The organism is Pseudomonas sp. R3-18-08 (assembly GCF_003852065.1).
Taxonomy (GTDB): Bacteria; Pseudomonadota; Gammaproteobacteria; order Pseudomonadales; family Pseudomonadaceae; genus Aquipseudomonas.
Genome location: NZ_CP027729.1, coordinates 5368799 through 5392324, shown reverse-complemented (window position 1 = coordinate 5392324; position 23526 = coordinate 5368799). Strand labels below are relative to the sequence as shown.

General features: G+C 61.0%; 26 protein-coding genes and 1 riboswitch. Of the genes, 8 read left to right on the top strand and 18 right to left on the bottom strand.

Annotated elements, in window-relative coordinates; all coding sequences use genetic code 11:
- Positions 1-37: 37 nt before the first annotated feature.
- A complete protein-coding gene (locus tag C4J92_RS24840) occupies positions 38-1444 on the bottom strand; it encodes an adenosylmethionine--8-amino-7-oxononanoate transaminase (RefSeq protein WP_124364775.1) in 1407 nt (468 codons plus the stop codon).
- A 272-nt stretch (positions 1445-1716) separates the two neighbouring features.
- On the opposite strand from C4J92_RS24840, the gene C4J92_RS24835 reads away from it, so the two are divergent.
- On the top strand, positions 1717-2268 hold the full coding sequence (locus C4J92_RS24835; protein ID WP_124405522.1) for a cytochrome b: 552 nt from the start codon (positions 1717-1719) through the stop codon (positions 2266-2268).
- A gap of 32 nt (positions 2269-2300) precedes the next feature.
- Complete coding sequence (locus C4J92_RS24830; RefSeq protein ID WP_124405521.1) at positions 2301-2879, top strand: YceI family protein; 579 nt, start codon at positions 2301-2303, stop codon at positions 2877-2879.
- 183 nt (positions 2880-3062) lie between these two features.
- Here C4J92_RS24830 and C4J92_RS24825 read toward each other — a convergent pair whose 3' ends face one another.
- The 5 genes from C4J92_RS24825 to ahcY form a co-directional block, all read right to left on the bottom strand.
- Positions 3063-4943: a DEAD/DEAH box helicase gene (locus C4J92_RS24825; RefSeq protein ID WP_124372137.1), complete on the bottom strand. Its 1881-nt coding sequence runs from the start codon at positions 4941-4943 to the stop codon at positions 3063-3065.
- Positions 4944-5165: 222 nt separating this feature from the next.
- Positions 5166-5969, bottom strand: coding sequence for an ABC transporter substrate-binding protein (locus C4J92_RS24820; protein ID WP_124372136.1), 804 nt, complete (start codon positions 5967-5969; stop codon positions 5166-5168).
- Positions 5970-6032: 63 nt separating this feature from the next.
- Complete coding sequence (locus tag C4J92_RS24815) at positions 6033-7115, bottom strand: hypothetical protein (protein WP_124364770.1); 1083 nt, start codon at positions 7113-7115, stop codon at positions 6033-6035.
- An 89-nt stretch (positions 7116-7204) separates the two neighbouring features.
- Complete coding sequence (gene metF / locus C4J92_RS24810) at positions 7205-8050, bottom strand: methylenetetrahydrofolate reductase [NAD(P)H] (protein ID WP_124405520.1); 846 nt, start codon at positions 8048-8050, stop codon at positions 7205-7207.
- 178 nt (positions 8051-8228) lie between these two features.
- Positions 8229-9638 (bottom strand): adenosylhomocysteinase, encoded by a 1410-nt coding sequence (gene ahcY / locus C4J92_RS24805; RefSeq protein WP_124364768.1) that lies wholly within the window; start codon positions 9636-9638, stop codon positions 8229-8231.
- Between the two features lie 21 nt (positions 9639-9659).
- A riboswitch (S-adenosyl-L-homocysteine riboswitch) is annotated at positions 9660-9766 on the bottom strand.
- A gap of 198 nt (positions 9767-9964) precedes the next feature.
- On the opposite strand from ahcY, the gene C4J92_RS24800 reads away from it, so the two are divergent.
- Together C4J92_RS24800 and C4J92_RS24795 are read left to right on the top strand one after the other, a co-directional pair.
- Positions 9965-10369, top strand: coding sequence for an acyl-CoA thioesterase (locus C4J92_RS24800; protein WP_043046224.1), 405 nt, complete (start codon positions 9965-9967; stop codon positions 10367-10369).
- Positions 10370-10513: 144 nt separating this feature from the next.
- Positions 10514-11401, top strand: a complete 888-nt coding sequence (locus C4J92_RS24795; RefSeq protein ID WP_124405519.1) for a formate/nitrite transporter family protein — start codon at positions 10514-10516, stop codon at positions 11399-11401.
- Here the strand turns inward: C4J92_RS24795 and C4J92_RS24790 are convergent.
- Complete coding sequence (locus C4J92_RS24790) at positions 11395-12654, bottom strand: sodium:proton antiporter (protein WP_124405518.1); 1260 nt, start codon at positions 12652-12654, stop codon at positions 11395-11397. The genes C4J92_RS24795 and C4J92_RS24790 overlap by 7 nt on opposite strands.
- A 188-nt stretch (positions 12655-12842) precedes the next feature.
- Between C4J92_RS24790 and C4J92_RS24785 the strand changes: the two genes are divergently transcribed.
- Positions 12843-13229, top strand: a complete 387-nt coding sequence (locus tag C4J92_RS24785) for an MAPEG family protein (RefSeq protein ID WP_124364762.1) — start codon at positions 12843-12845, stop codon at positions 13227-13229.
- A 59-nt stretch (positions 13230-13288) separates the two neighbouring features.
- Here C4J92_RS24785 and C4J92_RS24780 read toward each other — a convergent pair whose 3' ends face one another.
- The 9 genes from C4J92_RS24780 to ubiE are packed head-to-tail and all read right to left on the bottom strand — an operon-like array spanning position 13289 to position 19260.
- On the bottom strand, positions 13289-13996 hold the full coding sequence (locus C4J92_RS24780) for a 16S rRNA (uracil(1498)-N(3))-methyltransferase (RefSeq protein WP_124364761.1): 708 nt from the start codon (positions 13994-13996) through the stop codon (positions 13289-13291).
- A complete protein-coding gene (tatC, locus tag C4J92_RS24775) occupies positions 13993-14784 on the bottom strand; it encodes a twin-arginine translocase subunit TatC (RefSeq protein ID WP_124405517.1) in 792 nt (263 codons plus the stop codon). Before tatC ends, C4J92_RS24780 begins: the two co-directional genes overlap by 4 nt.
- Entirely contained in the window at positions 14781-15182 is a 402-nt protein-coding gene (gene tatB, locus C4J92_RS24770) for a Sec-independent protein translocase protein TatB (RefSeq protein WP_124405516.1), read from the bottom strand. Before tatB ends, tatC begins: the two co-directional genes overlap by 4 nt.
- A gap of 10 nt (positions 15183-15192) precedes the next feature.
- The gene (locus C4J92_RS24765; RefSeq protein WP_124364758.1) at positions 15193-15471 is read right to left on the bottom strand and encodes a twin-arginine translocase TatA/TatE family subunit; all 279 of its coding nucleotides are present in this window, start codon (positions 15469-15471) and stop codon (positions 15193-15195) included.
- A gap of 25 nt (positions 15472-15496) precedes the next feature.
- Positions 15497-15829: a phosphoribosyl-ATP diphosphatase gene (locus C4J92_RS24760; protein ID WP_124364757.1), complete on the bottom strand. Its 333-nt coding sequence runs from the start codon at positions 15827-15829 to the stop codon at positions 15497-15499.
- 2 nt (positions 15830-15831) lie between these two features.
- A complete protein-coding gene (gene hisI / locus C4J92_RS24755; protein WP_124405515.1) occupies positions 15832-16224 on the bottom strand; it encodes a phosphoribosyl-AMP cyclohydrolase in 393 nt (130 codons plus the stop codon).
- A gap of 41 nt (positions 16225-16265) precedes the next feature.
- Positions 16266-17870, bottom strand: coding sequence for a ubiquinone biosynthesis regulatory protein kinase UbiB (gene ubiB, locus C4J92_RS24750; protein ID WP_124364756.1), 1605 nt, complete (start codon positions 17868-17870; stop codon positions 16266-16268).
- The gene (locus C4J92_RS24745; protein WP_124372128.1) at positions 17867-18490 is read right to left on the bottom strand and encodes an SCP2 domain-containing protein; all 624 of its coding nucleotides are present in this window, start codon (positions 18488-18490) and stop codon (positions 17867-17869) included. The genes ubiB and C4J92_RS24745 overlap by 4 nt, the downstream gene beginning before the upstream one ends.
- The gene (gene ubiE, locus C4J92_RS24740) at positions 18490-19260 is read right to left on the bottom strand and encodes a bifunctional demethylmenaquinone methyltransferase/2-methoxy-6-polyprenyl-1,4-benzoquinol methylase UbiE (protein WP_003171186.1); all 771 of its coding nucleotides are present in this window, start codon (positions 19258-19260) and stop codon (positions 18490-18492) included. The genes C4J92_RS24745 and ubiE overlap by 1 nt, the downstream gene beginning before the upstream one ends.
- A 144-nt stretch (positions 19261-19404) precedes the next feature.
- Here ubiE and C4J92_RS24735 point away from each other — a divergent pair, with 144 nt between their 5' ends.
- The 3 genes from C4J92_RS24735 (at position 19405) to C4J92_RS24725 (ending at position 21099) form a co-directional block, all read left to right on the top strand.
- Positions 19405-19680, top strand: coding sequence for a polyhydroxyalkanoic acid system family protein (locus tag C4J92_RS24735; protein WP_124405514.1), 276 nt, complete (start codon positions 19405-19407; stop codon positions 19678-19680).
- A 105-nt stretch (positions 19681-19785) separates the two neighbouring features.
- Positions 19786-20208: a phasin family protein gene (locus C4J92_RS24730; RefSeq protein ID WP_124405513.1), complete on the top strand. Its 423-nt coding sequence runs from the start codon at positions 19786-19788 to the stop codon at positions 20206-20208.
- Between the two features lie 12 nt (positions 20209-20220).
- Positions 20221-21099 carry a phasin family protein gene (locus tag C4J92_RS24725; RefSeq protein WP_124405512.1) on the top strand — a complete coding sequence of 293 codons (879 nt, stop codon included), beginning with the start codon at positions 20221-20223 and terminating at the stop codon, positions 21097-21099.
- A gap of 64 nt (positions 21100-21163) precedes the next feature.
- Here C4J92_RS24725 and C4J92_RS24720 read toward each other — a convergent pair whose 3' ends face one another.
- Both C4J92_RS24720 and phaC read right to left on the bottom strand, forming a co-directional pair.
- Complete coding sequence (locus C4J92_RS24720; RefSeq protein WP_124405511.1) at positions 21164-21784, bottom strand: TetR/AcrR family transcriptional regulator; 621 nt, start codon at positions 21782-21784, stop codon at positions 21164-21166.
- 28 nt (positions 21785-21812) lie between these two features.
- Positions 21813-23495 (bottom strand): class II poly(R)-hydroxyalkanoic acid synthase, encoded by a 1683-nt coding sequence (gene phaC / locus C4J92_RS24715; RefSeq protein ID WP_124405510.1) that lies wholly within the window; start codon positions 23493-23495, stop codon positions 21813-21815.
- Between the last annotated feature and the right edge of the window lie 31 nt (positions 23496-23526).

The following is a 23526-nucleotide window of genomic DNA, read 5'->3' as shown; positions in this document are numbered from 1 at the left end:
GGCTGCATTCCCACGCGGAGCGTGGGAACGATCATGGTTAACCTGGGTCGCGAAAGCCCGGATGGAAGTCCTTCGGCACGGCAACGCTGACCTTGCTGTTGGTGGCGATATCGATGCCTTCACTCGCAACCTCGGCAAGGAAATCGATCTGCTCCGGGGTAATCACATACGGCGGCAGGAAGTACACCACGCTGCCCAACGGTCGCAACAGCGCGCCGCGTTCCAGGGCGTGCTCGAACACCTTCAGGCCACGGCGTTCCTGCCAGGGGTAGGCGGTCTTGGTAGCTTTGTCCTGCACCATCTCGATGGCCAGGACCATGCCGGTCTGGCGCACTTCAGACACATGCGGATGGTCGACCAGATGCGCCGTGGCCGTGGCCATGCGCTGGGCCAAGGCCTTGTTGTTTTCGATGACGTTGTCTTCTTCGAAAATATCCAGGGTGGCCAGGGCCGCCGCGCAGGCCAGCGGGTTGCCGGTGTAGCTGTGGGAATGCAGGAAGGCGCGCAGGGTCGGGTAGTCGTCGTAAAAGGCGTCGTATACATCATCGGTGGTGACCACGGCGGCCAGCGGCAGGTAACCGCCGGTCAGGGCCTTGGACAGGCACAGGAAGTCCGGGCGGATGCCGGCCTGTTCACAGGCGAACATGCTGCCGGTGCGGCCAAAGCCCACGGCGATTTCGTCGTGGATCAGGTGCACTCCATAACGGTCACAGGCTTCGCGCAGCAGCTTGAGGTACACCGGGTGATACATGCGCATGCCACCGGCGCCCTGGATCAGCGGTTCGACGATCACGGCGGCGACGCTGTCGTGGTGCTCGGCCAGGGTCTGTTCCATGGCCTGGAACATCGTGCGCGAATGCTCTTCCCAGCTCACGCCCTCGGGGCGCAGGTAGCAGTCCGGGCTCGGCACTTTGAGGGTGTCGAGCAACAATGCCTTGTAGGTTTCGGTAAACAGCGGCACGTCGCCCACCGACATCGCCGCGATGGTTTCACCGTGGTAGCTGTTGGTCAGGGTGACGAAGCGCTTCTTGTTCGGCAGGCCACGGTTGAGCCAATAATGAAAGCTCATCTTCAACGCGACTTCGATACACGATGAGCCGTTATCGGCGTAGAAGCAGCGCGTCAGGCCTTCGGGGGTCATCGCCACCAGGCGCTCGGACAGCTCGATCACCGGCTGATGGCTGAAGCCGGCGAGGATCACGTGTTCCAACTGGTCGACCTGATCCTTGATGCGCTGGTTGATGCGCGGGTTGGCGTGGCCGAACACGTTGACCCACCAAGAGCTGACGGCATCGAGGTAGCGCTTGCCTTCGAAGTCTTCCAGCCATACGCCTTCACCGCGCTTGATCGGGACCAGTGGCAGTTGCTGGTGGTCTTTCATCTGGGTGCAGGGATGCCACAGCACCGCGAGGTCGCGTTGCATCCACTGGTTGTTCAAGCCCATCGGTGATCTCCTCGAAGCGGTCCCGCAACCTGCGCGGGCGAAACAATCGCGCAAGCCTATGCAATGGTGGCGTGGGTCACAAGCCATTGTGGGGAAATTCGCGGTAAATGCAGGACGGTCTGTCACGTTTCTTGGGAATAGTCTTAATCCCTTGTTAATTTATGATGCATAGCCTTCAGATCGCATTTCTCGATATTTCAAAGCGAAATTTTTCGCTTTAATTCGATAGGTAAAGCGCTAGTCTTGGGCACAGTTCTTACGGGATTAAGTTCATGCAGTTACGCAATTCATCGGCCCGCTATGGCTGGGTCAGCATGGTTTTGCACTGGGGCGTGGCCTTGGTGGTATTTGGATTGTTCGCCCTGGGCCTGTGGATGGTCGGTCTCGACTACTACAGTGCCTGGCGCAAAGACGCGCCGGACCTGCACAAGAGCATTGGCATCACGCTGTTCGCCATCATGCTGGTACGTATCGTCTGGCGCCTGGTCAGCCCGCCGCCCGCGCCGCTGGCCAGCTACAGCCGGCTGACCCGCATCGGCGCCGCGTTTGGTCACGCGTTCCTGTATGTGGGGCTGTTTGCCGTGATGACTGCCGGTTACCTGATTTCCACCGCAGACGGTGTCGGTATTCCGGTGTTTGGCCTGTTTGAGATTCCTGCCGTGGTTTCCGGGCTACCGGACCAGGCAGACACCGCTGGCGTGGTGCATCTGTATCTCGCCTGGGTGTTGGTGGTCTTCGCCGGCTTGCATGGCGTGGCTGCGCTGAAACACCACTTTATCGATCGTGATGTGACCCTTAAGCGAATGCTGGGGCGCAAAGCCTGATGTTCAACCTCGACTCACAAGGAATAGAAAACATGTTGAAAAAGACTCTCGCCGCTCTGGCTATCGGTACCGCCCTGCTGTCCGCAGGTCAGGTGATGGCTGCTGACTACAAGATCGACAAGGAAGGCCAGCACGCCTTCATCGACTGGAAAATCAGCCACCTGGGCTACAGCTACATCCACGGTACCTTCAAGGACTGGGATGGTACTTTCAGCTGGGATGCCGCCAAGCCGGAAGCCAGCAAAATCGCAGTCGACGTGAAAACCGCCAGCCTGTGGTCCAACCACGCTGAACGTGACAAGCACATCGCCAGCAAAGACTTCCTCGACGTGGCCAAGTTTGCCGACGCCAAGTTCGTGTCCACCGCGGTTAAATCCACCGGCGACAAAACCGCTGACGTGACCGGCGACCTGACGTTCCACGGTGTGACCAAGCCTGTGACCTTCAAGGCCACCTTCAACGGTGAGGGCAAGGATCCATGGGGCGGCGAGCGTGCTGGCTTCAACGCCAAGACCACGATCGACCTGAACGACTTCGGCGTGAAAGGCCCAGGCCCGACTTCGCAGACCGTCGACCTGGATATTTCGCTGGAAGGTGTGAAGCAGAAGTAATGTCCGCCTGACAATGCGGGCCTTTGTGGGAGGGGGCTTGCTCCCGATAGCGGTGGGTCAGCCCCAGCAGTGCTGGCTGATCCATTGCTATCGGGAGCAAGCCCCCTCCCACATTTGATCTGGTCGAGTCAAAAAAATGCCCCGCATCCAAGATGCGGGGCATTTTTTATGGCGCCTTGGAACTCAGCGGTTGCGGGTCAGCAGCGCTGGTTTTTCCCCACGAGGACGGCCAGGCAGTTGATCCAACTGCTCGGGTGTCGGGAAGCGATCCGCTTTCGACTCCTTGTGGATAATCTTCGGCGCCGGGCCACCGCGCGGGTTTTGCACGGCTGGCTCGGACAGCGGCTGGTCGTCACGGGCCGGGCGGCGGTTGTTGCTGCGCGAATCCTCGCGGCGCGCCTGGCCATCACGCGGTGCGCCGTTGCGCGGGCCGCTGCGTTTGGCCGGCGGGGTGCCGGTGGTGCCGCCGCTGCTGTTGCGCGGGCCGTTCTGGCGCGCGCCCTGTGGCTGGCCGCCACGTGGAGCGGCTGCGCCTGCGCCTTGTGCCGGGGCACCTGGGCGACGGCCGCGGCCTTGGGCCGGCTTGGCTTGTGGCACGTAGTCAACGCGGTTACCGAAGTTATCCACATCGTCGTCGAGGAATTCGTCCGGGGCACGGTCGGATGCGGCGCGTGGCGGCTGGCTCGGCTGGCGCTGTTCGCGGGCCGGGGTGCCTTCACGGGGCTTCTGCTCGCGGGCCGGGCGTTCGCCACGGCTGCTGGTCGCAGTTTTTTCCTTGCCCTTGTCCTTGCCCTTGTCGCGACGGCCACCGCCACCACCGCCGCCGTTCGGGCCATCGCCCTTCGGACCGCGTGGGTTGCGTGGGTTGCGCACGTCCGGACGCTCGCGCGCTTCAGGCTTTTCGGCCTCCACGGCGCTGGAATCGAAGCCCATCAGGTCGCCGTCGGCGATTTTCTGCTTGGTCATGCGCTCGATGCTTTTCAGCAGTTTTTCTTCGTCCGGTGCGACCAGGGAAATGGCCTCGCCCGAACGACCGGCACGGCCGGTACGGCCGATACGGTGCACGTAGTCTTCGTCGACGTTCGGCAGCTCGAAGTTGACCACATGGGGCAACTGGTCGATATCCAGGCCGCGCGCGGCGATATCGGTGGCGACCAGGATGCGCACACTGCCGGCCTTGAAGTCGGCCAGGGCTTTGGTGCGCGCATTCTGGCTCTTGTTACCGTGGATGGCGACGGCGGTGAGGCCGTGTTTGTCCAGGTACTCGGCCAGGCGGTTGGCGCCGTGCTTGGTGCGGGTAAATACCAGCACCTGTTCCCAGGCACCGTGGGTAATCAGGTGCGCGAGCAGCGAACGCTTGTGGCTGGCGGCCAGGCGGAACACGCGTTGCTCGATACGCTCGACCGTGGTGTTGGGCGGCGTGACTTCGATGCGTTCCGGGTTGTGCAACAGCTTGCCGGCCAGGGCGGTGATGTCCTGGGAGAACGTTGCCGAGAACAGCAGGTTCTGACGTTTGGCCGGCAGGCGGGCGAGGACCTTCTTCACGTCATGGACAAAGCCCATGTCGAGCATGCGGTCGGCTTCGTCCAGCACGAGGATTTCCACGTGGGACAAGTCGACGCTGCCTTGGCCGCACAGGTCGAGCAAGCGACCCGGGCAGGCCACCAGCACGTCAACACCACGGGACATGGCCTGAACCTGGGGGTTCATGCCGACGCCGCCGAAGATGCAGGCGCTGACGAACTTCAGGTCGCGGGCATACAGCTTGAAGCTGTCGTGCACCTGGGCGGCGAGTTCGCGGGTAGGGGTCAGGACCAGTACGCGCGGTTGGCGCGGGCCGTGACGCTGGGATTTGTCCGGGTGACCGTTGGGGAACAACCGCTCCAGAATCGGGAGGGCGAAACCACCGGTTTTACCGGTACCTGTCTGCGCCGCAACCATCAGGTCGCGACCTTGCAACACGGCGGGAATGGCCCGCTGTTGCACCGGAGTAGGCTCGGTATAGCCCGCTGCCTCGATGGCGCGGACTAAAGCCTCGGAGAGACCGAGGGAAGCAAAGGACATGAGTAATCCTGTTTTAGTTAGGGCTTGGCCCAGAGGGATAATCTTGCCGGGCGTGAATGGCGCTTAGGGGAGCGTAATCCCGTCCGGTCCTGCTGCGTCTGGCGGGCACTCCACCGGCTCGCGCGGGCTGCAAAGCTGCGCTGTAGCGGGGTTGGGTGCCTTTTTCAAGACCTCAGCGGCCGGGCGTAAGCCTGGCGGAAAGGCCGGAGTATAACAGAGCAATCACTGCGCGCTGCTTTCCTGCTGCTCAACGGTGTATTCGGACGCGCTGATGGGCGCCGTTTGCGCCTGGATACCGCCATATTTGGCGCTCAAGGCGGCGTAGGCCGGCTCTTGCTTAAAGCGCCTGAGCTCCGCGGCAAAGCGCTGGACCAGCAAATCCATGCCCGCGCCACGGCGCACGGCAAGAAACTGCTGCTGGCGGCTGACCACCAGCGGCGCCTGGCTGACTTTGTCTTCCAGGCCCAATTGCTTGATCACGTGCTGCCCCACGCGCCGGTCAGTGACCACCATATCGATGCGCCCCAGCATCAGCTTGCCGAAGTTGGCCTCATGGCTGGGGGCGGGTTCACGGGCAAAGGTGGCGGACGCGCCGAAGGCTTCGCCATACAGGTAACCGGGAGAGATCCCCACGCTCAGGCCGCGCAGATCGTCGAGGGTTTCGGCGGGGTGCGGACGCTCATTGGCGTAGAACAGCACGAATTCGACCGTCGACAAGGGTTCGCTGGGGTAGAGCAGCAAGGCGTCGCGCTCGTGGCTGTGGAAAATATCCAGCGCGCCGTCGGCGTGGCCTTGGTCAAGCATCGCCAGGCAACGTTTCCATGGCAGGAACTGCCATTGCACATCCACGCCGAGGCGCTGGAACACGATCACCGTGGTTTCGTAGTCCAGGCCCCGCATGCTGCCGTTGTCGTCGTAGACGTAGGGCGCCCATGGTTCGGTGACAATGCGCAGTTTCTCGCCATAAGCGGCCAGGCTCAGGCAAGTGAAAAGCGTAGCGATCAACAACTTGAAAATGACGGGCATTCCCTGAGGTTACGACGCTACCGAGATAAAGAGAAGCTCTGGCACGCGCGTTGGCGCCGGGTCTCAGTTTACTGGCGCGTCCATCAGGTGAGCGTGGATCGCGGCACGCCGCTCGCCGAGGATCAGGCGCACCACCGGGTTGGCGAACCAGCGTTCGAGCTGGTGCGCGTCAATCGGGCGTTGCTGGCGTTCTTCCTGGTTCTGGCGGGCCTTGTCCCACCAAACGGGGCCGCAGGCCTGGTCGAATTCGTTTTCGTGTTCATAGCAACCGTAGAGGATTTCACGGATGAACTGCTGCTGGTGCTTGGGCAGCAACAGGGTAATCAGTTTGTACAGCGTGCGCTGCAAACGCGGCGGGCGCGGCAAGTGGGCGGACACCTGGCGCGTGTCGGCCAGGGCCAGCGCACTGGTGGGCGCGGCGGCGTGCTTGGCGATCCAGGCCTTGACCTTGGCCCGGAACAGCTGCTTGCGGCTCCAGTAATGGTGGATCAGGTCCGGGCACTCGCGCACGTTGACGGTGCGGTAGGCGGCGATGGACAGGCAGAACTCTTCCAGTGTGTAGGCACCCTGGGCATGGGGAAACAGTTCGTCCATCAACTCGATCGAACGGTCGAGGATGTGCGCGTCCTGCTGGGTCAGGCCCATCACGCCGGAGTTGAGGGTCATCATGTCATCGTCGGCCACGCCCATCTCCAACAGGCGCTGGCGCAGGGCAGTGTAGAGGATGCTTTCGTGGTTGTCGCCGTACTTGGTGTAGAAGGCGTTGCACAGCAAGGTGCCCGGCTGCACACGCTCGAACAGCGTCAGGGGGGAACGGTGGAAAAACGTGTCGGTGTCGATCAGCAGCGCTACCGGCGACTCTTGCAACACCTGGCGCAGCACAACGTGCTTGGTGCGAAAGTGATAACCGTGGGGTTCACTCCAGCGCTTGCGAGTCGCCTCGTCCAGCGGGCGTACACGCACCGGCAGCAGGCGATAGGGTTCGGGGTTGTCGCTGAAGACCTGGATATCCACGGCCGCGTCAGGGGTGTCCTGCAGGAAAGCCAATGCGCTGGCGATGCTGAATACCGCTTCCTGGTGGTAGGTTTCGGCGCCGAAGACGAGGTAGACCAGCTGCGGACGGGAAGAGGAAGACACTGTATTCATGGACTGCGGGGTTCCTGAGCACTTAAAACGACAAATGTGAAGCGACAAAGGCCCTCGTGAACGAGGGCCTTGGCACAACCGGGCAAGCCTTAGCGTGGCAGCTTGAGGTTGTTCCAGATGGCAAGGCTGGGTTCAGCCTGGTTCAGGGTATAGAAGTGCAACCCTGGCGCACCACCTTGCAACAACTGCTCACACATCTCGGTGATGACCTGCTCGCCGAACGCCTGGATGCTTTTGACGTCGTCGCCATAGGCTTCCAGCTGCTTGCGCACCCAGCGTGGGATTTCGGCACCGCAGGCGTCGGAGAAGCGCGCCAGCTTGCTGTAGTTGGTGATCGGCATGATGCCCGGCACGATCGGGATGTTCACACCCATGGCGCGTACACGCTCGACGAAGTAGAAGTAGCTGTCGGCGTTGAAGAAGTACTGGGTGATCGCGCTATTGGCGCCGGCGTTGGCCTTGCGTACGAAGTTCTTAAGATCGTCTTCGAAATTGCGCGCCTGGGGGTGCATCTCCGGATAGGCGGCCACTTCGATGTGGAAGTGATCGCCGCTTTCTTCGCGGATGAAACTCACCAGGTCATTGGCGTAGCGCAGCTCACCGCTGGCCATGCCCATGCCGGAGGGCAGGTCGCCACGCAGGGCGACGATGCGCTTGATGCCGGCGGCTTTGTATTGGGTCAGCAGGCCGCGCAGGTCGGCTTTGCTATCGCCCACGCACGACAAATGCGGAGCGGCAGGAACTTTGACTTCACTTTCGAGCTGCAGCACGGTGTTGATCGTGCGGTCACGGGTCGAACCGCCGGCGCCGTAGGTGCAGGAAAAGAAGTCGGGCTGGTAGCTGGCCAACTGTTTGGCAGTGGCCATCAGTTTTTCATGCCCAGCATCGGTCTTGGTCGGGAAGAACTCGAAGCTGTAGCGACGCTCTTGGGACATGGTCATACCCTTGGAAACTCATAAAACCGGAGATGTACACCGTCAATGTGGGAGGGGGCTTGCCCCCGATAGCGGAGTGTCAGTGAGTAAATATATCGACTGACCCACCGCCATCGGGAGCAAGCCCCCTCCCGCATTAAAGCCCGCTCCCCCACAGGGAGAGTGGGCAGCAGGCATATCAGTAGCGGTAAGCGTGCGGCTTGAACGGACCTTCAACGGTCACGCCGATGTAGTCGGCCTGGGTCTTGGTCAGTTGGGTCACTACGCCGCCGAAGCCGCGGACCATTTCCAGGGCCACTTCTTCGTCGAGTTTCTTCGGCAGTACTTCCACGGTCAGGCGCTCGGCTTTCTGGGCAGGCGACAGGTCGGCGTACTTCTGTTGGAACAGGAAGATCTGCGCCAGTACCTGGTTGGCGAACGAGCCGTCCATGATGCGGCTTGGGTGGCCGGTCGCGTTACCCAGGTTCACCAGACGGCCTTCGGCCAGCAGGATCAGGTAATCGTCGTTCTGCGGGTCGAAATCGCCCGAGCCGGTACGGTGAACCTTGTGCACCTGTGGCTTCACTTCTTCCCATGCCCAGTTCTTGCGCATGAAAGCGGTGTCGATCTCGTTATCGAAGTGGCCGATGTTGCAGACCACTGCGCGTTTCTTCAGCGCCTTGAGCATGTTCGCGTCGCAGACATTCACGTTACCAGTGGTGGTCACGATCAGGTCGATCTTGCCCAGCAGCGCCTTGTCGATGCTCGCTTCGGTGCCGTCGTTGATGCCGTCGATGAACGGCGAAACCACTTCGAAACCGTCCATGCAGGCTTGCATGGCGCAGATCGGGTCGACTTCGGAGACCTTGACGATCATGCCTTCCTGACGCAGGGACTGGGACGAACCCTTGCCCACGTCGCCGTAACCGATCACCAGGGCTTGCTTGCCCGACAGCAGGTGGTCAGTGCCGCGCTTGATGGCGTCGTTCAGGCTATGACGGCAGCCGTACTTGTTGTCGTTCTTGCTCTTGGTCACCGAGTCGTTGACGTTGATGGCCGGGATTTTCAGCTCGCCCTTGGCCAGCATGTCCAGCAGGCGGTGTACGCCGGTGGTGGTTTCTTCGGTCACGCCGTGGACGCGGTCGAGGATCTGCGGGTATTTCTTGTGCAGCAGCTCGGTCAGGTCACCGCCGTCGTCGAGGATCATGTTGGCATCCCACGGCGCGCCATCCTTGAGGATGGTTTGCTCCAGGCACCACTCGTACTCGGCTTCGGTTTCGCCTTTCCAGGCGAACACCGGAATACCGGCGGCGGCGATAGCGGCAGCGGCCTGGTCTTGAGTCGAGAAAATATTGCAGGACGACCAACGCACTTCGGCACCCAGGGCAACCAGGGTTTCAATCAGCACGGCAGTCTGGATGGTCATGTGGATGCAGCCGAGGATCTTCGCACCCTTGAGCGGCTGCTCAGCGGCGTACTTGCGACGCAGGCCCATCAAGGCTGGCATTTCGGATTCGGCGATAAAAGTTTCGCGACGGCCCCAGGCGGCGAGGGACATGTCGGCGACTTTGTAGTCGTTGAATTCTGCAGGCGTAATTACAGCGCTCATGAAGAGCCTCCATTCGTAGTGTGCGAATGGGCGCCGTTGTGCGTTTAGTATCAAGCCAGGTGAACCAGGCCAGACAACGCCCCATCCGAGCCTGACAGGCCAAGCCTGCTGCAGCGCCCCTCGGACAGGTGGCGGGAGAACGGTACCTACGGAAGATGACCGTTTTGAAACGGGGGCGATTATAGCTGTGTATGCGGCACTTCCCAAGCCTTTCTGTCGGCGGCATGAAGATCGCTCATGGGGTTGATAGGCAATGGCTCATAGAGCTTGGACCCGGGCTCTGCCATGATATTGGCCATCATTGGGCAACACGCTTTGGAGTGACCATGAACTTCCACACCCGCAAATGGGTAAAACCCGAAGACCTCAACCCCAACGGCACCCTGTTCGGCGGCAGCTTGCTGCGCTGGATCGACGAAGAAGCGGCGATCTATGCGATCGTGCAATTGGGTAACCAGCGCGTGGTGACCAAGTACATCTCCGAAATCAACTTCGTCAGCGCCTCCCGCCAGGGCGACATCATCGAACTGGGCATCACCGCAACCGAGTTCGGCCGCACCTCCATCACCCTGACCTGTGAAGTGCGTAACAAAATCACGCGAAAAAGCATCCTGACCGTCGAGAAAATGGTCTTCGTCAACCTCGGCGAAGACGGCCTGCCAGCGCCTCACGGCCGCACCGAAATCAAATACGTGAAGGATCAGTTCAAGGACGACGGTCTTTCCGAGTAACAGCGTGGCGGTGTAAATACTGTCTTCAAGAATCCGATGGAGTTGGGTCAAGGCCTGGAGGATTGCGCTTTAGTTGCCTGGCCACTGAACAGCCACGGTGGCGGCGTGTCGTAGCTACACGCCCCCCTTGGACTCCGGATCATCATGGCCACCGACGAAGCAGGCAAAACCCCCAACCTGTCCCACGAAGAGCAGCAGGACGTAGACAAGAACCAGCCGCCCCGCGCGGCGGTGCTGCATGAAATCATCCGTACTCAGGGCGACCAGGAGCTGGAGCGCAACGTCGCGGCGTTGTGGTGGTCTGCCTTGGCTGCCGGGTTGACCATGGGGCTGTCGCTGATGGCTATGGGCTTGCTCAACTCGCGCTTGCCGGACGGCGAAGCGTTCAAGGTCATCGCCAGCTTTGGTTATTGCGCGGGGTTCCTGGCGGTGATCCTCGCGCGCCAGCAACTGTTTACCGAAAACACCCTCACGGCCGTGTTGCCGGTGATGAGCAAACCGACCCTGTCCAATGCCGGGCGCCTGTTGCGGCTCTGGACGGTGGTGCTGGTGGGCAACCTGTGCGGGACCTTGCTGGTGGCTTATGTGATGTTGCACCTGCCGATCTTCGATGCAAAGACCGACCTGGCCTTCCTCGAAATCGGGCGCAAGGTCATGGAGAATGACAGCGGCCAGATGTTCGCCAAGGGCATCGTCTCCGGCTGGATGATCGCCACCATGGTGTGGATGATCCCGTCGATGGAAAGCGCCAAGATGTTCATCATTATTGTGATCACCTACCTCATGGCGCTGGGGGACTTTACCCACATCGTAGTGGGTTCGGCGGAAGTGTCCTACCTGGTGTTTGCCGGCGAACTGTCCTGGCATGACTTCTGGCTGATATTTGCCGGCCCGACCCTGGCCGGCAATATCATCGGTGGCAGCTTCATCTTTGCGCTGATCAGCCATGCGCAGATCCGCAGTGAGGGCAGCTTGCCGGGCAAGAAGGCTGCGGACCCGAGGCATCCGCAGCAGGTCGAAAAAAATCAGTGATGCGTGGACGTGGCCTCGGCTTCGCCCTGGGTCACGTGCTTGACCAGTTTGCCGATGCTCAAGCCCTGGAGCAGGATGGACGACAGCACCACGATATAGGTGATGCTCAGCAACAAGTCGCGTTCCGGGCCCAGCGGCAATGCCAGGGCCAGTGCTACCGAGACGCCGCCGCGCAAACCGCCCCAGGTCAGGATGCGGATGGTGCCGCGCGGTACCGTGCGCCAGCGCCGCAGCAGGAGGATCGCCGGGGCCACGGTCAGCAGGCGTGACAGCAGAATCGCCACAGCGAGCAAACTGGCCGCCAATACGTGCAGCCAGTTGAACGGCAACAGCAGCAGTTCCATGCCGATCAGTGCAAACAGCAGGGCGTTTAGCATGTCGTCGAGCAACTCCCAGAAACCATCCAGATAGCGCCGAGTCATGTCGTTCATCGCCAGCTTGCGGCCCAGGTTGCCGATGATCAGCCCGGCCACCACCATCGCAATCGGTGCCGAGACGTGCAGTTCAGTGGCCATCGCCGAGCCGCCGATCACCAGCGCCAGGGTCAGCATGACTTCAATCTGGTGCTGCTCGATGCTCTTGATCATCAGGTACACGAGGTAACCGATCAGCCCACCGAACACCACACCGCCAATCGCCTCATGGGCGAACAGCATGGCCGTGGCGCCTACGGTCGGTGTTTCACCGAGCTGCGCGATGCCCAGCAGGACGGTGAACACCACCACTGCGGTGCCGTCGTTGAACAGCGATTCGCCGACGATCGTGGTTTTCAGCGGTTTCGAGGCGTTGGCGGTACGCAGCACGCCCAGTACCGCAATCGGGTCGGTCGGCGAGATCAGCGCGCCGAACAGCAGGCAATACAGGAAACTCACGTGCCAGCCGAACAGGGCGAAGATGTAGTACGCCAGGCTGCCGATCACCAGGGTAGCGATCAATACGCCAAAGGTCGCCAACAGGCCGATGGGCCAGCGGTAGCTGCGCAGGTCGCTCAAGTTGACGTGCAACGCGCCGGCGAACAGCAGGAACGAGAGCATCCAGTTCATCAGCAAGTCGCCGAAGTCGATCTGGCCGATCAATTGCTGGATGCGCTCTTCCAGGCCGGGGTAGCCGATGAAACTGAGGCCTTGCAGGATCAGCGAAAACAGCAGCGCAGTGACCATTACGCCGATGGTGGGCGGCAGGCCGATAAAACGAAAGTTCACATAGGTGAGCAGGGTGGTGAGGCAAATGAAGGCGGCGACAAGTTCAAGCATCCGGGGTCCTTGGGACGGGGAAATGTAGGTGCACAGCGTGCGTCGGGACGTTGTTTAGTATAAACAGGTGCCCTTACAGGAAAGAACCTTTCGGCCGATCATGGCTCATAGCTTGAACGTCGGCGCCGATCGGCCTGTGAGTGATGACGCTCTGACTGCCTTGATAAAACCAAAAAAGGGAATGACTGATGACAGTGGCTTTCTGGTGTGTGTTGATTGCAATCTTTCTGCCGTACCTGTGTACCGGTGTGGCCAAGTTCAGCGGCGGCAAGTTCGGGCCGCGGCATAACCACGACCCGCGTGCGTTCCTGGACACGGTCGAAGGCGTTGCCAAGCGTGCCCACAATGCGCAACTCAACAGCTTTGAAGTCACCCCGGCCTTTGCGGCGGCGGTGATCATCGCTCACCTGGCCGGCACGGCCGAGCTGGTGACCATCAACGTGCTGGCGGTGCTGTTCATCACCAGCCGCCTGCTGTACATCATTTGCTACCTGGCGGACTGGGCGCTGTTGCGTTCGCTGGTGTGGGCCGTGGGGATGGCATTGATCGCGAGTTTCTTCTTTGTCTCGATCTGACGGTTAGCGCACATACCTTGTGGGCGCTGGCTTGACTGCGCTGTGCATAGGTTATTGGGTTAGAACAACCGGGCAAGCAGGGCAGTCACGGCGGTTTCCACCCGCAGGATACGTGCGCCAAGCTGCACCGGTTGCAGGCCGGCCTTGGTCAGCAGCTCGACTTCATAGGGTATCCAGCCACCTTCCGGCCCAATCGCCAAGGTCACCGGTTCCTCCAGGCCTCGGGGGCAGGGCGGGTAGTCGCCGGGGTGGCCGATCAGGCCAAGCGTGCCCTCGGCCATGGCCGGCAGGCGGTCTTCAACGAACGGCTTGAAGCGTTTCTCGATAATGATCTCGGGCAGTACCGTGTCCCGCGCCTGTTCCAGGCCCAGGATCAGTTGCTCGCGGACCGCCTGCGGTTCGAGGAACGGCGTTTGCCAAAAGCTTTTTTCCACCCGATAACTGTTGACCAGCACCACCTTCGGCACGCCCATGGCCGCAACGGTTTGCAGCACCCGGCGCAGCATCTTCGGGCGTGGCAGCGCCAGCAGCAGGGTCAGCGGCAGTTTGCTCGGCGGCGGCTGGTCGAAGCTGACCTGCAGCTCGGCCTCGCTGTCTTGCAGGCGCAGCAACTGCGCATTGCCCATCGCCCCGCCAATACGCCCCACTCGCAGGTTGTCACCCACTTCGGCGCGATGCACTTGCTGCATATGCACCAAGCGCCGATCACGCAGGATCACCCGGTCGGCCGCAATAAAATCGGCCTCTTCGAGTAGCAGCAGGTTCACGGCTGGGTCGCTGGCGGCTGGTCGTCGTCGGCAGCCTGATCATCCGGGTGTTCGCCACGCTTGCTGATCAAGCCGCTGAATAGGATGCCAACTTCGAACAGCATCCACATCGGTACGGCCAGCAAGGTCTGGGAGAAGATGTCCGGCGGGGTGAGGATCATGCCGACCACGAAGCAGCCGATGATCACGTACGGGCGGATCTTCTTCAGGTACGCCACGTTGACCACGCCGATCCACACCAGCAACACCACCGCCACCGGGATTTCGAAGGCCACGCCAAAGGCGAAGAACAGCGTCATCACGAAGTCGAGGTAGCTGGTGATGTCGGTCATCATCTCCACGCCGGCCGGGGTGGCGGCGGCGAAGAATTTGAAGATCAGCGGAAACACCAGGAAGTAGGCGAACGCCATGCCGGTGTAGAACAGCAGGATGCTCGACACCAGCAACGGCACGGCGATGCGTTTCTCATGCTTGTACAGCCCCGGCGCGATGAAGCCCCAGATCTGATGCAGGATCACTGGGATCGCCAGGAACAGCGAGACCATCATGGTCAGCTTCAACGGCGTCAGGAACGGCGACGATACGTCGGTGGCGATCATCGTCGCGCCCGCCGGCAAATACTGGCGCAGTGGCGTGGAGACGAAGGTATAGATCTGCTGGGTAAAGGCGAACAGCCCGGCAAAGATGATGAAGATGGCCGCTACGCAACGCAGCAGGCGGGTACGCAGCTCGGTGAGGTGCGAGACCAGCGGCATGTGCTGGTCGTTTTCCGGTTTATCAGCGCTCATGGGGCTCGCGGCGGCAATGTAGGGTCATGGGGCGCGGGCGACGCAACGGGCGTCGGCGCAGGCTCTGTCGGGGCGGTTGGGGTGGGGGCGGCAACGGCTGCTGGCGCGATGCTGTTTTCAACCACAGGTTCCGCGGGTTTGGCGGGTTCCTGCACCGGCGACAGAATCTTGCGCGTTTCCTGCTCCAACGACAGGATATGTTCGTTGTGCAGCTGCCGGCGGATCTCGTCGGCACCGATTTCCCGTTCAACTTCCTGTTTGATCGCGTTGAAACTGCGTTTCAGGCGCCCGATCCACAGGCCGGCCGTGCGTGCCGCACCGGGCAGGCGCTCCGGCCCCAATACCAGCAGGGCGACGAGGCCGACGAGCAGCAGTTCAGAGAAGCTGATACCAAACATTAGTCAGTGCTCACGAGTCTTTGCGGGTCGGCTCTTCGACTTTTTCAGCCTGCACGTCGAAGGTACGACGCTCGGTGATCGGCTGGGCGGCCTGAGGGTGTACAGGCTGGGCCGGCGGAACCGGGTTCACCACCGGGTCGGCAGGTTTTTCGTCATCGTTCATGGCCTTGCGAAAGCCCTTGATCGACTCACCCACGTCGGTGCCGAGGTTTTTCAGCTTCTTGGTGCCGAACACCAAGACCACTACCACCAGAATGACGATCCAGTGTTTCCAGTCGAAAATACCCATGCTGCAAATCCTCGATAAAAGTTATTCAGGCGGACGGGCGCGAGGCCTTCTCGGCGTGCCCGGACAGGCCGAAGCGACGGTCCAGTTCATCCAGCACGGCCTGTGGATGCTGCCCCAGCTGGGCGAGCATGACCAGGCTATGGAACCACAAGTCGGCGGTCTCATAGATGACATCGCTGCAATCGCCGCTGATCTGCGCATCCTTGGCGGCAATAATCGTCTCGACGGATTCTTCGCCGAGCTTTTCCAGGATCTTGTTCAGACCCTTGTGATACAGGCTGGCGACGTAGGAGCTGTCGGCATCCGCGCCTTTGCGCTCTTCCAGCACCTGGGCCACACGGTTCAGGGTATCGCTCATGTTCAATGTCCTGCCGAATAGATAGCGTGCGGGTCTTTGAGTACCGGTTCCACCACCTTCCATTCGCCGTTCTCGAACACGCGATAGAAGCAACTGTGACGGCCGGTGTGGCAGGCGATGCCGCCGACCTGTTCGACCTTGAGGATCACCACGTCGGCATCGCAGTCCAGGCGCAACTCATGCAGTGTTTGCACATGCCCGGACTCTTCGCCCTTGCGCCACAGTTTGCCACGCGAACGTGACCAGTAGATGGCGCGCTGCTCAGCGGCGGTGAGGCTCAGGGCCTCGCGGTTCATCCAGGCCATCATCAGCACGCGCCCGGTCTTGTAGTCCTGGGCAATGGCCGGCACCAGGCCGTCACTGTCCCACTTGATCTCGTCCAGCCAGTCTTTCATGTTCGGCTCCGGCAATTTGCGACAGTGTATAACCGGATGGGTTATCGACGCACGATCAGATAAACGCCCACGGCCACCATGATGCCGGCCGGCCACTGGCCCAGTTGATTCAACGGGCCGCCAATCGCCAGCATGACCCCACCCACCAGATGCGCGGCACCGAGCAGGCGCAGGAACCAGTCGTCCTTGCGCTTGCGCCACGGCGGCTCGGGATCCTTGGCGTGCGGCTGGGACATGCGCTCCAGCAAATCGCGGGTCATGTTGGCCAGGTGCGGCAGCTGTTCCATCTGGCTGTGCAGGTTGCCCAGCATGGTTTTCGGGCTCATCCGCTCACGCATCCAGCGTTCCAGGAACGGCTGCGCGGTGTTCCACAGGTCGAGGTCCGGGTACAGCTGGCGGCCCAGCCCTTCGATGTTGAGCAAGGTTTTCTGCAGCAGCACCAACTGCGGCTGCACTTCCATATTGAAGCGCCGCGCGGTCTGGAACAGACGCATCAGCACCTGACCGAAGGAAATATCTTTTAACGGTTTTTCAAAGATCGGCTCGCACACGGTACGGATCGCCGCTTCGAATTCGTTGAGCTTGGTTTCCGCCGGCACCCAGCCCGAGTCGATGTGCAACTGCGCCACGCGGCGGTAGTCACGCTTGAAAAAGGCGAACAGGTTGCGCGCCAGGTAGTCCTGGTCTTCCGGCGTGAGACTGCCGACGATGCCGCAGTCGATCGCAATGTATTGCGGGCTCCACGGGTTGACGGTGCTGACGAAGATATTGCCGGGGTGCATGTCGGCGTGGAAGAAACTGTCGCGGAACACCTGGGTGAAGAAAATCTCCACGCCGCGTTCGGCCAGCATCTTCATGTCGGTACGCTGGTCGGCCAGGGTTGCGAGGTCGGTGACCTGCACGCCGTAGATGCGCTCCATCACCAGCACTTTGGGGCGGCACCAGTCCCAATACACTTGCGGCACGTACAGCAGTTGCGAACCTTCGAAATTGCGGCGCAGCTGGCTGGCGTTGGCGGCTTCGCGCAGCAGGTCGAGTTCGTCGTAGATGGTTTTTTCGTAGTCGGCCACCACGTCCACCGGATGCAGCAGGCGCGCATCGGCAGAAAAACGCTCGGCGGCGCGGGCGAGAATGAACAGCCACGCCAGGTCCTGGCCGATGATCGGCTTGAGGCCCGGGCGGATCACCTTCACCACCACTTCTTCGCCGCTCTTGAGCTGCGCGGCATGCACCTGCGCGACCGAGGCTGATGCCAACGGCTCGACATCGAAGCGGCTGAACACCTCGGTGATCTTCTTGCCCAGCTGCTCTTCGATCAGCTTCATCGACACCTGCGAATCGAACGGCGGCACGCGGTCTTGCAGCAGCATCAGTTCATCGGCGATGTCTTCGGGCAACAGGTCGCGGCGCGTCGATAGGATCTGCCCGAACTTGATGAAGATCGGCCCCAGGTCCTGCAATGCCAGGCGCAGGCATGCGCCTCGGCTCAGCTCCAGCTTTTTACGCGGCAACCAGCGCCACGGCAGCACATAGCGCACCGCCAGCAGGAACCATGGCAGGGGCAGGGCGAACAGCAGGTCATCGAGGCGGTAGCGGATTACGACGCGCTGGATACGAAACAAACGGCGGACGGCGAGCAGCTTCATGCGTTATCGCTTGGATCAAGGGAACGGCTCAGGCGCTCGAAGCGGGCCTCGAGGCGTTCCAGGTCGATTTTGGCCTTGTCGAGCTCACGAAAGCGCGCTTGCGCTTCCCGTTGCCCGACCAGGGTGCGCGATTCTTCGCTCAGGTATTCGGCGAGGTTCTGGTTGAGGCTGGCGAAGCCTTGCTGGTACCAGCGCGAACGGCTGCGCAGGTGACCGCTGATCAACTGGGTGGCGACGGGGCCGATCCAGCGTGACAGTTCGTATTCCCAGTCCAGCTCCAGGTCTTGCAGCACGGCGGCCAGGTCCATCAGCACCGCGCTGTCACCTTCCAGCGCCACTTCGGGGCTGTGCAGGATAGCGGTCTTGTTGCGGCTCAGCGCCAGGTGCAACAGGCTGGAGGCTGGCGCACGCAGAGTGCAGTCGGCCTCGGCCGCCCATTGCGTTGCGAGCAGCAGGCCTTCATCGCTGGGCAGGATAAACAGCTGCACGGCGGGGCTGCGGCAATCGACGGCGATAACTTTGCCGGTCAGGTGCGCAAGCCGCGCCAGGGCGGTGCTGTCCAGGCGCAAGACACGGTTGAGGCCGTGTTCGACGCTTGCCAGAAGGCCTGCGAGCAACATCAGGGCTTGATGCCGCGGTGCAGGGCGACGATGCCCGAGGTCATGTTGTGGTAGGTCACGCGGTCGAAACCGGCCTCCACCATCATCGACTTCAGGGTTTCCTGGTCGGGGTGCATGCGGATCGATTCGGCCAGGTAGCGGTAGCTCTCGGCGTCATTGGTGATCAGCTTGCCCATCAACGGCATGAAGGCGAACGAGTAGGTGTCGTACACCTTGGACATCAGCGCGTTGGTCGGCTTGGAGAACTCCAGCACCAACAGGCGGCCACCCGGCTTGAGCACGCGCAGCATCGAGCGGATCGCGTCTTCCTTGTGGGTGACGTTGCGCAGGCCGAAGGCGATGGTCACGCAGTCGAAGTGGTTGTCGGGAAACGGCAGCTTTTCGGCGTCGGCCTGGACGAACTCGATATTGCCGGCCACGCCCTTGTCGAGCAGGCGGTCACGCCCAACCTTGAGCATCGAGCCGTTGATATCGGCCAATACCACCTGGCCGGTCGGCCCCACAAGCTTGGAAAACTTGGCCGCCAGGTCACCCGTACCGCCGGCGATGTCCAGCACGCGATTGCCGGTGCGTACGCCCGACAGTTCGATGGTGAAACGCTTCCACAGGCGGTGCATGCCGCCGGAGAGCACGTCGTTCATCAAGTCGTACTTGGCGGCTACGGAGTGGAACACCTCAGCGACTTTTTCCGCTTTCTGGCTTTCCGGGACGTTCTTGAAGCCGAAGTGAGTGGTGGGTTCGGCATCGCTGCCTTTGCGCTGATCAGTCATATCGCTGTCACCAAAAGAGAATGCGGGACATGATAATCCCCGGGGCCTGCTTTGTCTTGGCAAGGCTGAAGGTAAGATAGGTGCTTATCGAGACCTTTTGCCGCATCGAAGGTTTCCAGGCACTTATAGAGAGGAGTCATTGCAATGGCCCGTATAACCATTGAGCGTGAGCATTCCCTGGGTAAAGAAGGCGCCCGGGCCAAGGCCGACCTGCTGGCGCAGAAACTCAAGGATAAATATGGCCTGGAGTCGTCATGGTCTGGCGATACCTTGAACCTCAAGCGGTCAGGCGTTAAAGGCACCGTTCTGGTCGCCGATGATTCATTGCGTATCGAGGTGGAACTGGGCCTGTTGATGTCGGCCATGAGCGGTACCCTCAAATCCGAAATCGAAAAAGCCGTGGATAAGGCATTGGCCTGATGTGATGACGCTTAGGGTGCCGATTCTAATTTTTCACCTTACTTTGTGCCCAAGCCCTCAACTCCTGCGGGCGGTTCCTCCACCCAATTTTGCGTGAGGTGCACCATGGCCAAAGTTATTTTGAAGAAAAAAATCGACAGTCAGACCACTGCCCTGAGTCAGGTCAAAGGCTATGCCCGCAAGATCTGGCTGGCGGGTCTTGGTGCCTACGCCAAGGTCGGCAGCGAGGGTGGCGAATACTTCAAAGAGCTCGTTAAGAGCGGTCAACATGTTGAAAGTAAAAGCAAAAAAGTTGTGGTTGAACAACTTGATGCCGCCAACAGTCAGATTGACCAAGTAACGAGTAACGTCTCCAGCATCAGCCGCCGGGTTGAAGTGCAACTGGATAAAGTTGAAAAAGCTTTTGACACACGTGTTGCAAGTGCCTTGAATCGAATCGGCATTGCGTCTAAACATGACGTGGAGACACTCTCTGCTAAGCTCGAAGAGCTGACGGCATTGCTCGAACGTGTCGCGCGTAAACACTAAGGAGACATCGGGATGGCTGTTAAAAAAACTACTCAGAAAGAAAGCAGCTCGTGGGTCGGGGAAGTTGAAAAATATTCCCGAAAGATCTGGCTTGCTGGTTTAGGCGTGTACTCGAAGGTTAGCAGTGATGGTGGCAAATACTTCGAGACGCTGGTCAAGGACGGTGAAAAAGCCGAGAAGTTGACCAAGAGCACCGTTGGCAAAAAAGTTGATGCGGCCAAGGCCAGCGCAGGCTCTGCCAAGTCGAGCATTTCCGACACCTGGAGCAAGTTGGAAGAAACCTTCGACAAGCGTCTCAACAGTGCTATTTCGCGACTGGGCGTGCCGAGCAAAGCTGAACTGAAAACGCTGCACAGCAAGGTCGACACCCTGACCAAGCAAATCGAAAAACTCACCGGCGCGAAAGCGGCTCCCGTGAAGGCGGCTGCTGCAAACCCTGTGACCAAGCCTGCCGCTAAGACCGCTGCGGCCAAACCCGCTGCGAAAGCCGCTGCCAAGCCCTTGGTTAAAGCTGCCGCCAAACCTGCGGTGAAGGCTCCAGCCAAAGCGGCTGCAAAACCTGCCGCCAAGCCTGCGGCGAAAACTGCCGCTGCCAAGCCGGCCGCCAAGCCAGCCGCAAAACCCGTAGCCGCCAAAGCTGCCGCTAAACCCGCAGCCAAGGCCGTCGCGAAACCCGCCGCTAAGCCTGCAACTGCAAAACCCGCAGCCAAATCTGCCGCTGCCAAGCCTGCGGCAAAACCCGTTGCTAAGAAGCCAGCGGTAGCGAAAAAACCAGCGGCCGCCAAGCCTGCTGCGGCAACCGCTTCCACAGCCAACTCAGTGTCCGCACCGACCCCTGCTGCTGTGGCCCCGACTGCTACGTCGACGCCGACGCCATCCAGTCAGTCCTGAGTTTTCCAGGACACAAAAAATGCCCGGCCTGCAGAGGTCGGGTATTTTTTATGGCTGCGTATTTTCAATCAGGGTCATCCAGGTATTTCAGCGCAAATCTCTCGGCCGCCTGCCGTGCCGGCGCGAGCAAGTGCGGCGCTACCAGCATCATCACCTGGTAAATCACCACCTGCACTTCACCCTTGCGGTCGAGAATCCGTTGGTAGTCCAGGGAAAACAGCAGCGTCATGGTGATCTGTTCCACCAATTGGCCGAGCGCCTGTGTATCGCTGACCAGTTGCCCCGCCGCCTTCAACCGTGCCAGCAAAGAGGCCAGGGTGCGCTTGAGCGCCGTGAGCAGGCTACGAATGCCTTTCGCCAGCTTCGGCAAGCGCCCGGCCAGGTTCGACAGGTCCTGGAACAGGAACCGGTAGTGGGCCATGCGCTCCACGATCAGGTGCAGGAACAGCCAGTAATCCTCAGCCTCCAGTTGCGCGTCGGCGGGCGGATCGAGCAAGGGCGCCAGCTCAGCCTGAAAGCGCTCGAACAGCCCGAGCACCAGAGGCTCTTTGCCGTGGAAGTGGTAATAGAGATTGCCGGGGCTGATCCCCATTTCGTTGGCCACTTCCATGGTCGACACGTTCGGCTCGCCCTTGCGATTGAACAGCAGCAGGGCACACTCAAGTATACGGTCGCGGGTCTTCATCCAGCCTTCTTAAGTGGGATCGTTGAGCTCAGCGCACGCGCACGTAGGTGCCTGGCGCCGCTTCCATCGGTGGGTAATTCTGGTTGCCCAGGGCAGTGAGGGTTTCGCGTTGCACGCCCGAACGTTGCTGGACCCACGCCAGCCACTGCGGCCACCAGCTGCCTTCGACGTGATGGGCGTCGTAGTACCAGGCGCGCGGGTCGCTGCTCAGCTTGGGGTTCTCGACGTAATTGGCCTTGGGGTTGCCGGGCGGGTTGAGGATGCTCTGGATATGCCCGCTGTTGGACAGCACGAAACGCCGCTCACCGCCCAGCAGTTGAGTGGAGCGATACACGGCGTCCCATGGCGTGATGTGATCGTTGATGCCGGCCACGCTGAAGCTGTCTACCGTGACCTTGCGCAGGTCGACGGGGGTACCGCACACCTCCAGGCCCCCGGGATGGCTCAGCGGGTTGTGCTTGAAGAAATCCAGCAGGTCGCCATGCAACGCGGCGGGCAGGCGCGTGTTGTCGTTGTTCCAGTACAGGATGTCGAAGGCCGGCGGTTCCTTGCCCAGCAGGTAGTTGTTGACCCAATAGTTCCAGATCAGGTCATTGGGGCGCATCCAGGCGAACACCTTGGCCATGTCGCGGCCGTCCAGCACGCCTTTCTGGTAGGAGCGACGCTTGGCGGCTTCAAGGGTTTGCTCATCGGCGAACAACACGGCCGGGCTGTCGATCTGACTGTCCAGCAAACTCACCAGGTAACTGGCGCTGGCGACGCGCCGCAGCTGGCGCTTGGCTTGCAGGTGGCCTTGCAGCGCCGCAATGGTCAGGCCACCCGCGCAGGCACCCATCAGGTTGACCTCGCGCGCGCCGGTGATCGCGCGGCAGACGTTGAGCGCTTCCTCCAGCGCGGCAACGTAAGTGGACAGGCCCCACTCGCGATGGCGCACATCCGGGTTGCGCCAACTGACCATGAAGGTCTGCAGGCCGTTTTTCAGGGCGTATTGCACGAAGCTGTTGGCCGGGCTGAGGTCGAAGATGTAGTACTTGTTGATTTGCGGCGGCACCACCAGCAAGGGCTTGGCATATTGTTTTTCGCTCATGGGCTTGTACTGGATCAGCTCCAGCAGTTCGTTGCGAAACACCACTGAGCCCGGGGTGGTGGCAACGGTCTTGCCCACTTCGAAGGCGTGCTTGCTGACCTGGCGCGGCAGGCCGTTGTTGTGCAGCAGGTCTTCGAACAAGTGGCTCACGCCGCGCACCACACTGTTGCCGCCGGAATTGAGCAGCTCCTTGATCGCCAGCGGGTTGAGCAGGGTGTTGGACGGGGAGACGGCATCGTTGAGCAGGGTGAAGGCGAACTGTGCGCGAACGCGGTCATCCGCGCTGAGGGCGCTGTCATCGATCCAGTTGCGCGTCTGTTTTTGCCAGCTCAAGTAGGCCTGCAGGCTGCGCCGGTACAGGGGATTGAGCTTCCAGGTGGGGTCGCTGAAGCGGTTGTCGTTGGGGTTGGGTTCATGCACCGTTTCACCGAGCAACACCCTGCCCAGTTGGCCGCCCAGGGCCAGGGCGTGGCGTGCGGTGTGCAGCGGGTTGCGCAGGCCATGTGCCGCGACGGTGCGCAGGGTCGACAGCAGATCCTGGCCGCGCAAACCGGTGATCGCATTTTGCGCGTTGATGAACGCAGCGGGGGTAGGCGCCGGGTTCGTCACGGGTCTTTCTCGCATGAGCCAACACTCCTTCGTCAAGCCATCAAGA

What these genes read in the sequence shown, in the direction of transcription:
- C4J92_RS24840 (WP_124364775.1), bottom strand. Translation starts at nt 1,444, where the DNA reads ATGGGCTTGAACAACCAGTGGATGCAACGCGACCTCGCGGTGCTGTGG.
- C4J92_RS24835 (WP_124405522.1), top strand. Translation starts at nt 1,717, where the DNA reads ATGCAGTTACGCAATTCATCGGCCCGCTATGGCTGGGTCAGCATGGTT.
- C4J92_RS24830 (WP_124405521.1), top strand. Translation starts at nt 2,301, where the DNA reads ATGTTGAAAAAGACTCTCGCCGCTCTGGCTATCGGTACCGCCCTGCTG.
- C4J92_RS24825 (WP_124372137.1), bottom strand. Translation starts at nt 4,943, where the DNA reads ATGTCCTTTGCTTCCCTCGGTCTCTCCGAGGCTTTAGTCCGCGCCATC.
- C4J92_RS24820 (WP_124372136.1), bottom strand. Translation starts at nt 5,969, where the DNA reads ATGCCCGTCATTTTCAAGTTGTTGATCGCTACGCTTTTCACTTGCCTG.
- C4J92_RS24815 (WP_124364770.1), bottom strand. Translation starts at nt 7,115, where the DNA reads ATGAATACAGTGTCTTCCTCTTCCCGTCCGCAGCTGGTCTACCTCGTC.
- metF (WP_124405520.1), bottom strand. Translation starts at nt 8,050, where the DNA reads ATGTCCCAAGAGCGTCGCTACAGCTTCGAGTTCTTCCCGACCAAGACC.
- ahcY (WP_124364768.1), bottom strand. Translation starts at nt 9,638, where the DNA reads ATGAGCGCTGTAATTACGCCTGCAGAATTCAACGACTACAAAGTCGCC.
- C4J92_RS24800 (WP_043046224.1), top strand. Translation starts at nt 9,965, where the DNA reads ATGAACTTCCACACCCGCAAATGGGTAAAACCCGAAGACCTCAACCCC.
- C4J92_RS24795 (WP_124405519.1), top strand. Translation starts at nt 10,514, where the DNA reads ATGGCCACCGACGAAGCAGGCAAAACCCCCAACCTGTCCCACGAAGAG.
- C4J92_RS24790 (WP_124405518.1), bottom strand. Translation starts at nt 12,654, where the DNA reads ATGCTTGAACTTGTCGCCGCCTTCATTTGCCTCACCACCCTGCTCACC.
- C4J92_RS24785 (WP_124364762.1), top strand. Translation starts at nt 12,843, where the DNA reads ATGACAGTGGCTTTCTGGTGTGTGTTGATTGCAATCTTTCTGCCGTAC.
- tatC (WP_124405517.1), bottom strand. Translation starts at nt 14,784, where the DNA reads ATGAGCGCTGATAAACCGGAAAACGACCAGCACATGCCGCTGGTCTCG.
- tatB (WP_124405516.1), bottom strand. Translation starts at nt 15,182, where the DNA reads ATGTTTGGTATCAGCTTCTCTGAACTGCTGCTCGTCGGCCTCGTCGCC.
- C4J92_RS24765 (WP_124364758.1), bottom strand. Translation starts at nt 15,471, where the DNA reads ATGGGTATTTTCGACTGGAAACACTGGATCGTCATTCTGGTGGTAGTG.
- C4J92_RS24760 (WP_124364757.1), bottom strand. Translation starts at nt 15,829, where the DNA reads ATGAGCGATACCCTGAACCGTGTGGCCCAGGTGCTGGAAGAGCGCAAA.
- hisI (WP_124405515.1), bottom strand. Translation starts at nt 16,224, where the DNA reads ATGAAAGACTGGCTGGACGAGATCAAGTGGGACAGTGACGGCCTGGTG.
- ubiB (WP_124364756.1), bottom strand. Translation starts at nt 17,870, where the DNA reads ATGAAGCTGCTCGCCGTCCGCCGTTTGTTTCGTATCCAGCGCGTCGTA.
- C4J92_RS24745 (WP_124372128.1), bottom strand. Translation starts at nt 18,490, where the DNA reads ATGTTGCTCGCAGGCCTTCTGGCAAGCGTCGAACACGGCCTCAACCGT.
- ubiE (WP_003171186.1), bottom strand. Translation starts at nt 19,260, where the DNA reads ATGACTGATCAGCGCAAAGGCAGCGATGCCGAACCCACCACTCACTTC.
- C4J92_RS24735 (WP_124405514.1), top strand. Translation starts at nt 19,405, where the DNA reads ATGGCCCGTATAACCATTGAGCGTGAGCATTCCCTGGGTAAAGAAGGC.
- C4J92_RS24730 (WP_124405513.1), top strand. Translation starts at nt 19,786, where the DNA reads ATGGCCAAAGTTATTTTGAAGAAAAAAATCGACAGTCAGACCACTGCC.
- C4J92_RS24725 (WP_124405512.1), top strand. Translation starts at nt 20,221, where the DNA reads ATGGCTGTTAAAAAAACTACTCAGAAAGAAAGCAGCTCGTGGGTCGGG.
- C4J92_RS24720 (WP_124405511.1), bottom strand. Translation starts at nt 21,784, where the DNA reads ATGAAGACCCGCGACCGTATACTTGAGTGTGCCCTGCTGCTGTTCAAT.
- phaC (WP_124405510.1), bottom strand. Translation starts at nt 23,495, where the DNA reads ATGCGAGAAAGACCCGTGACGAACCCGGCGCCTACCCCCGCTGCGTTC.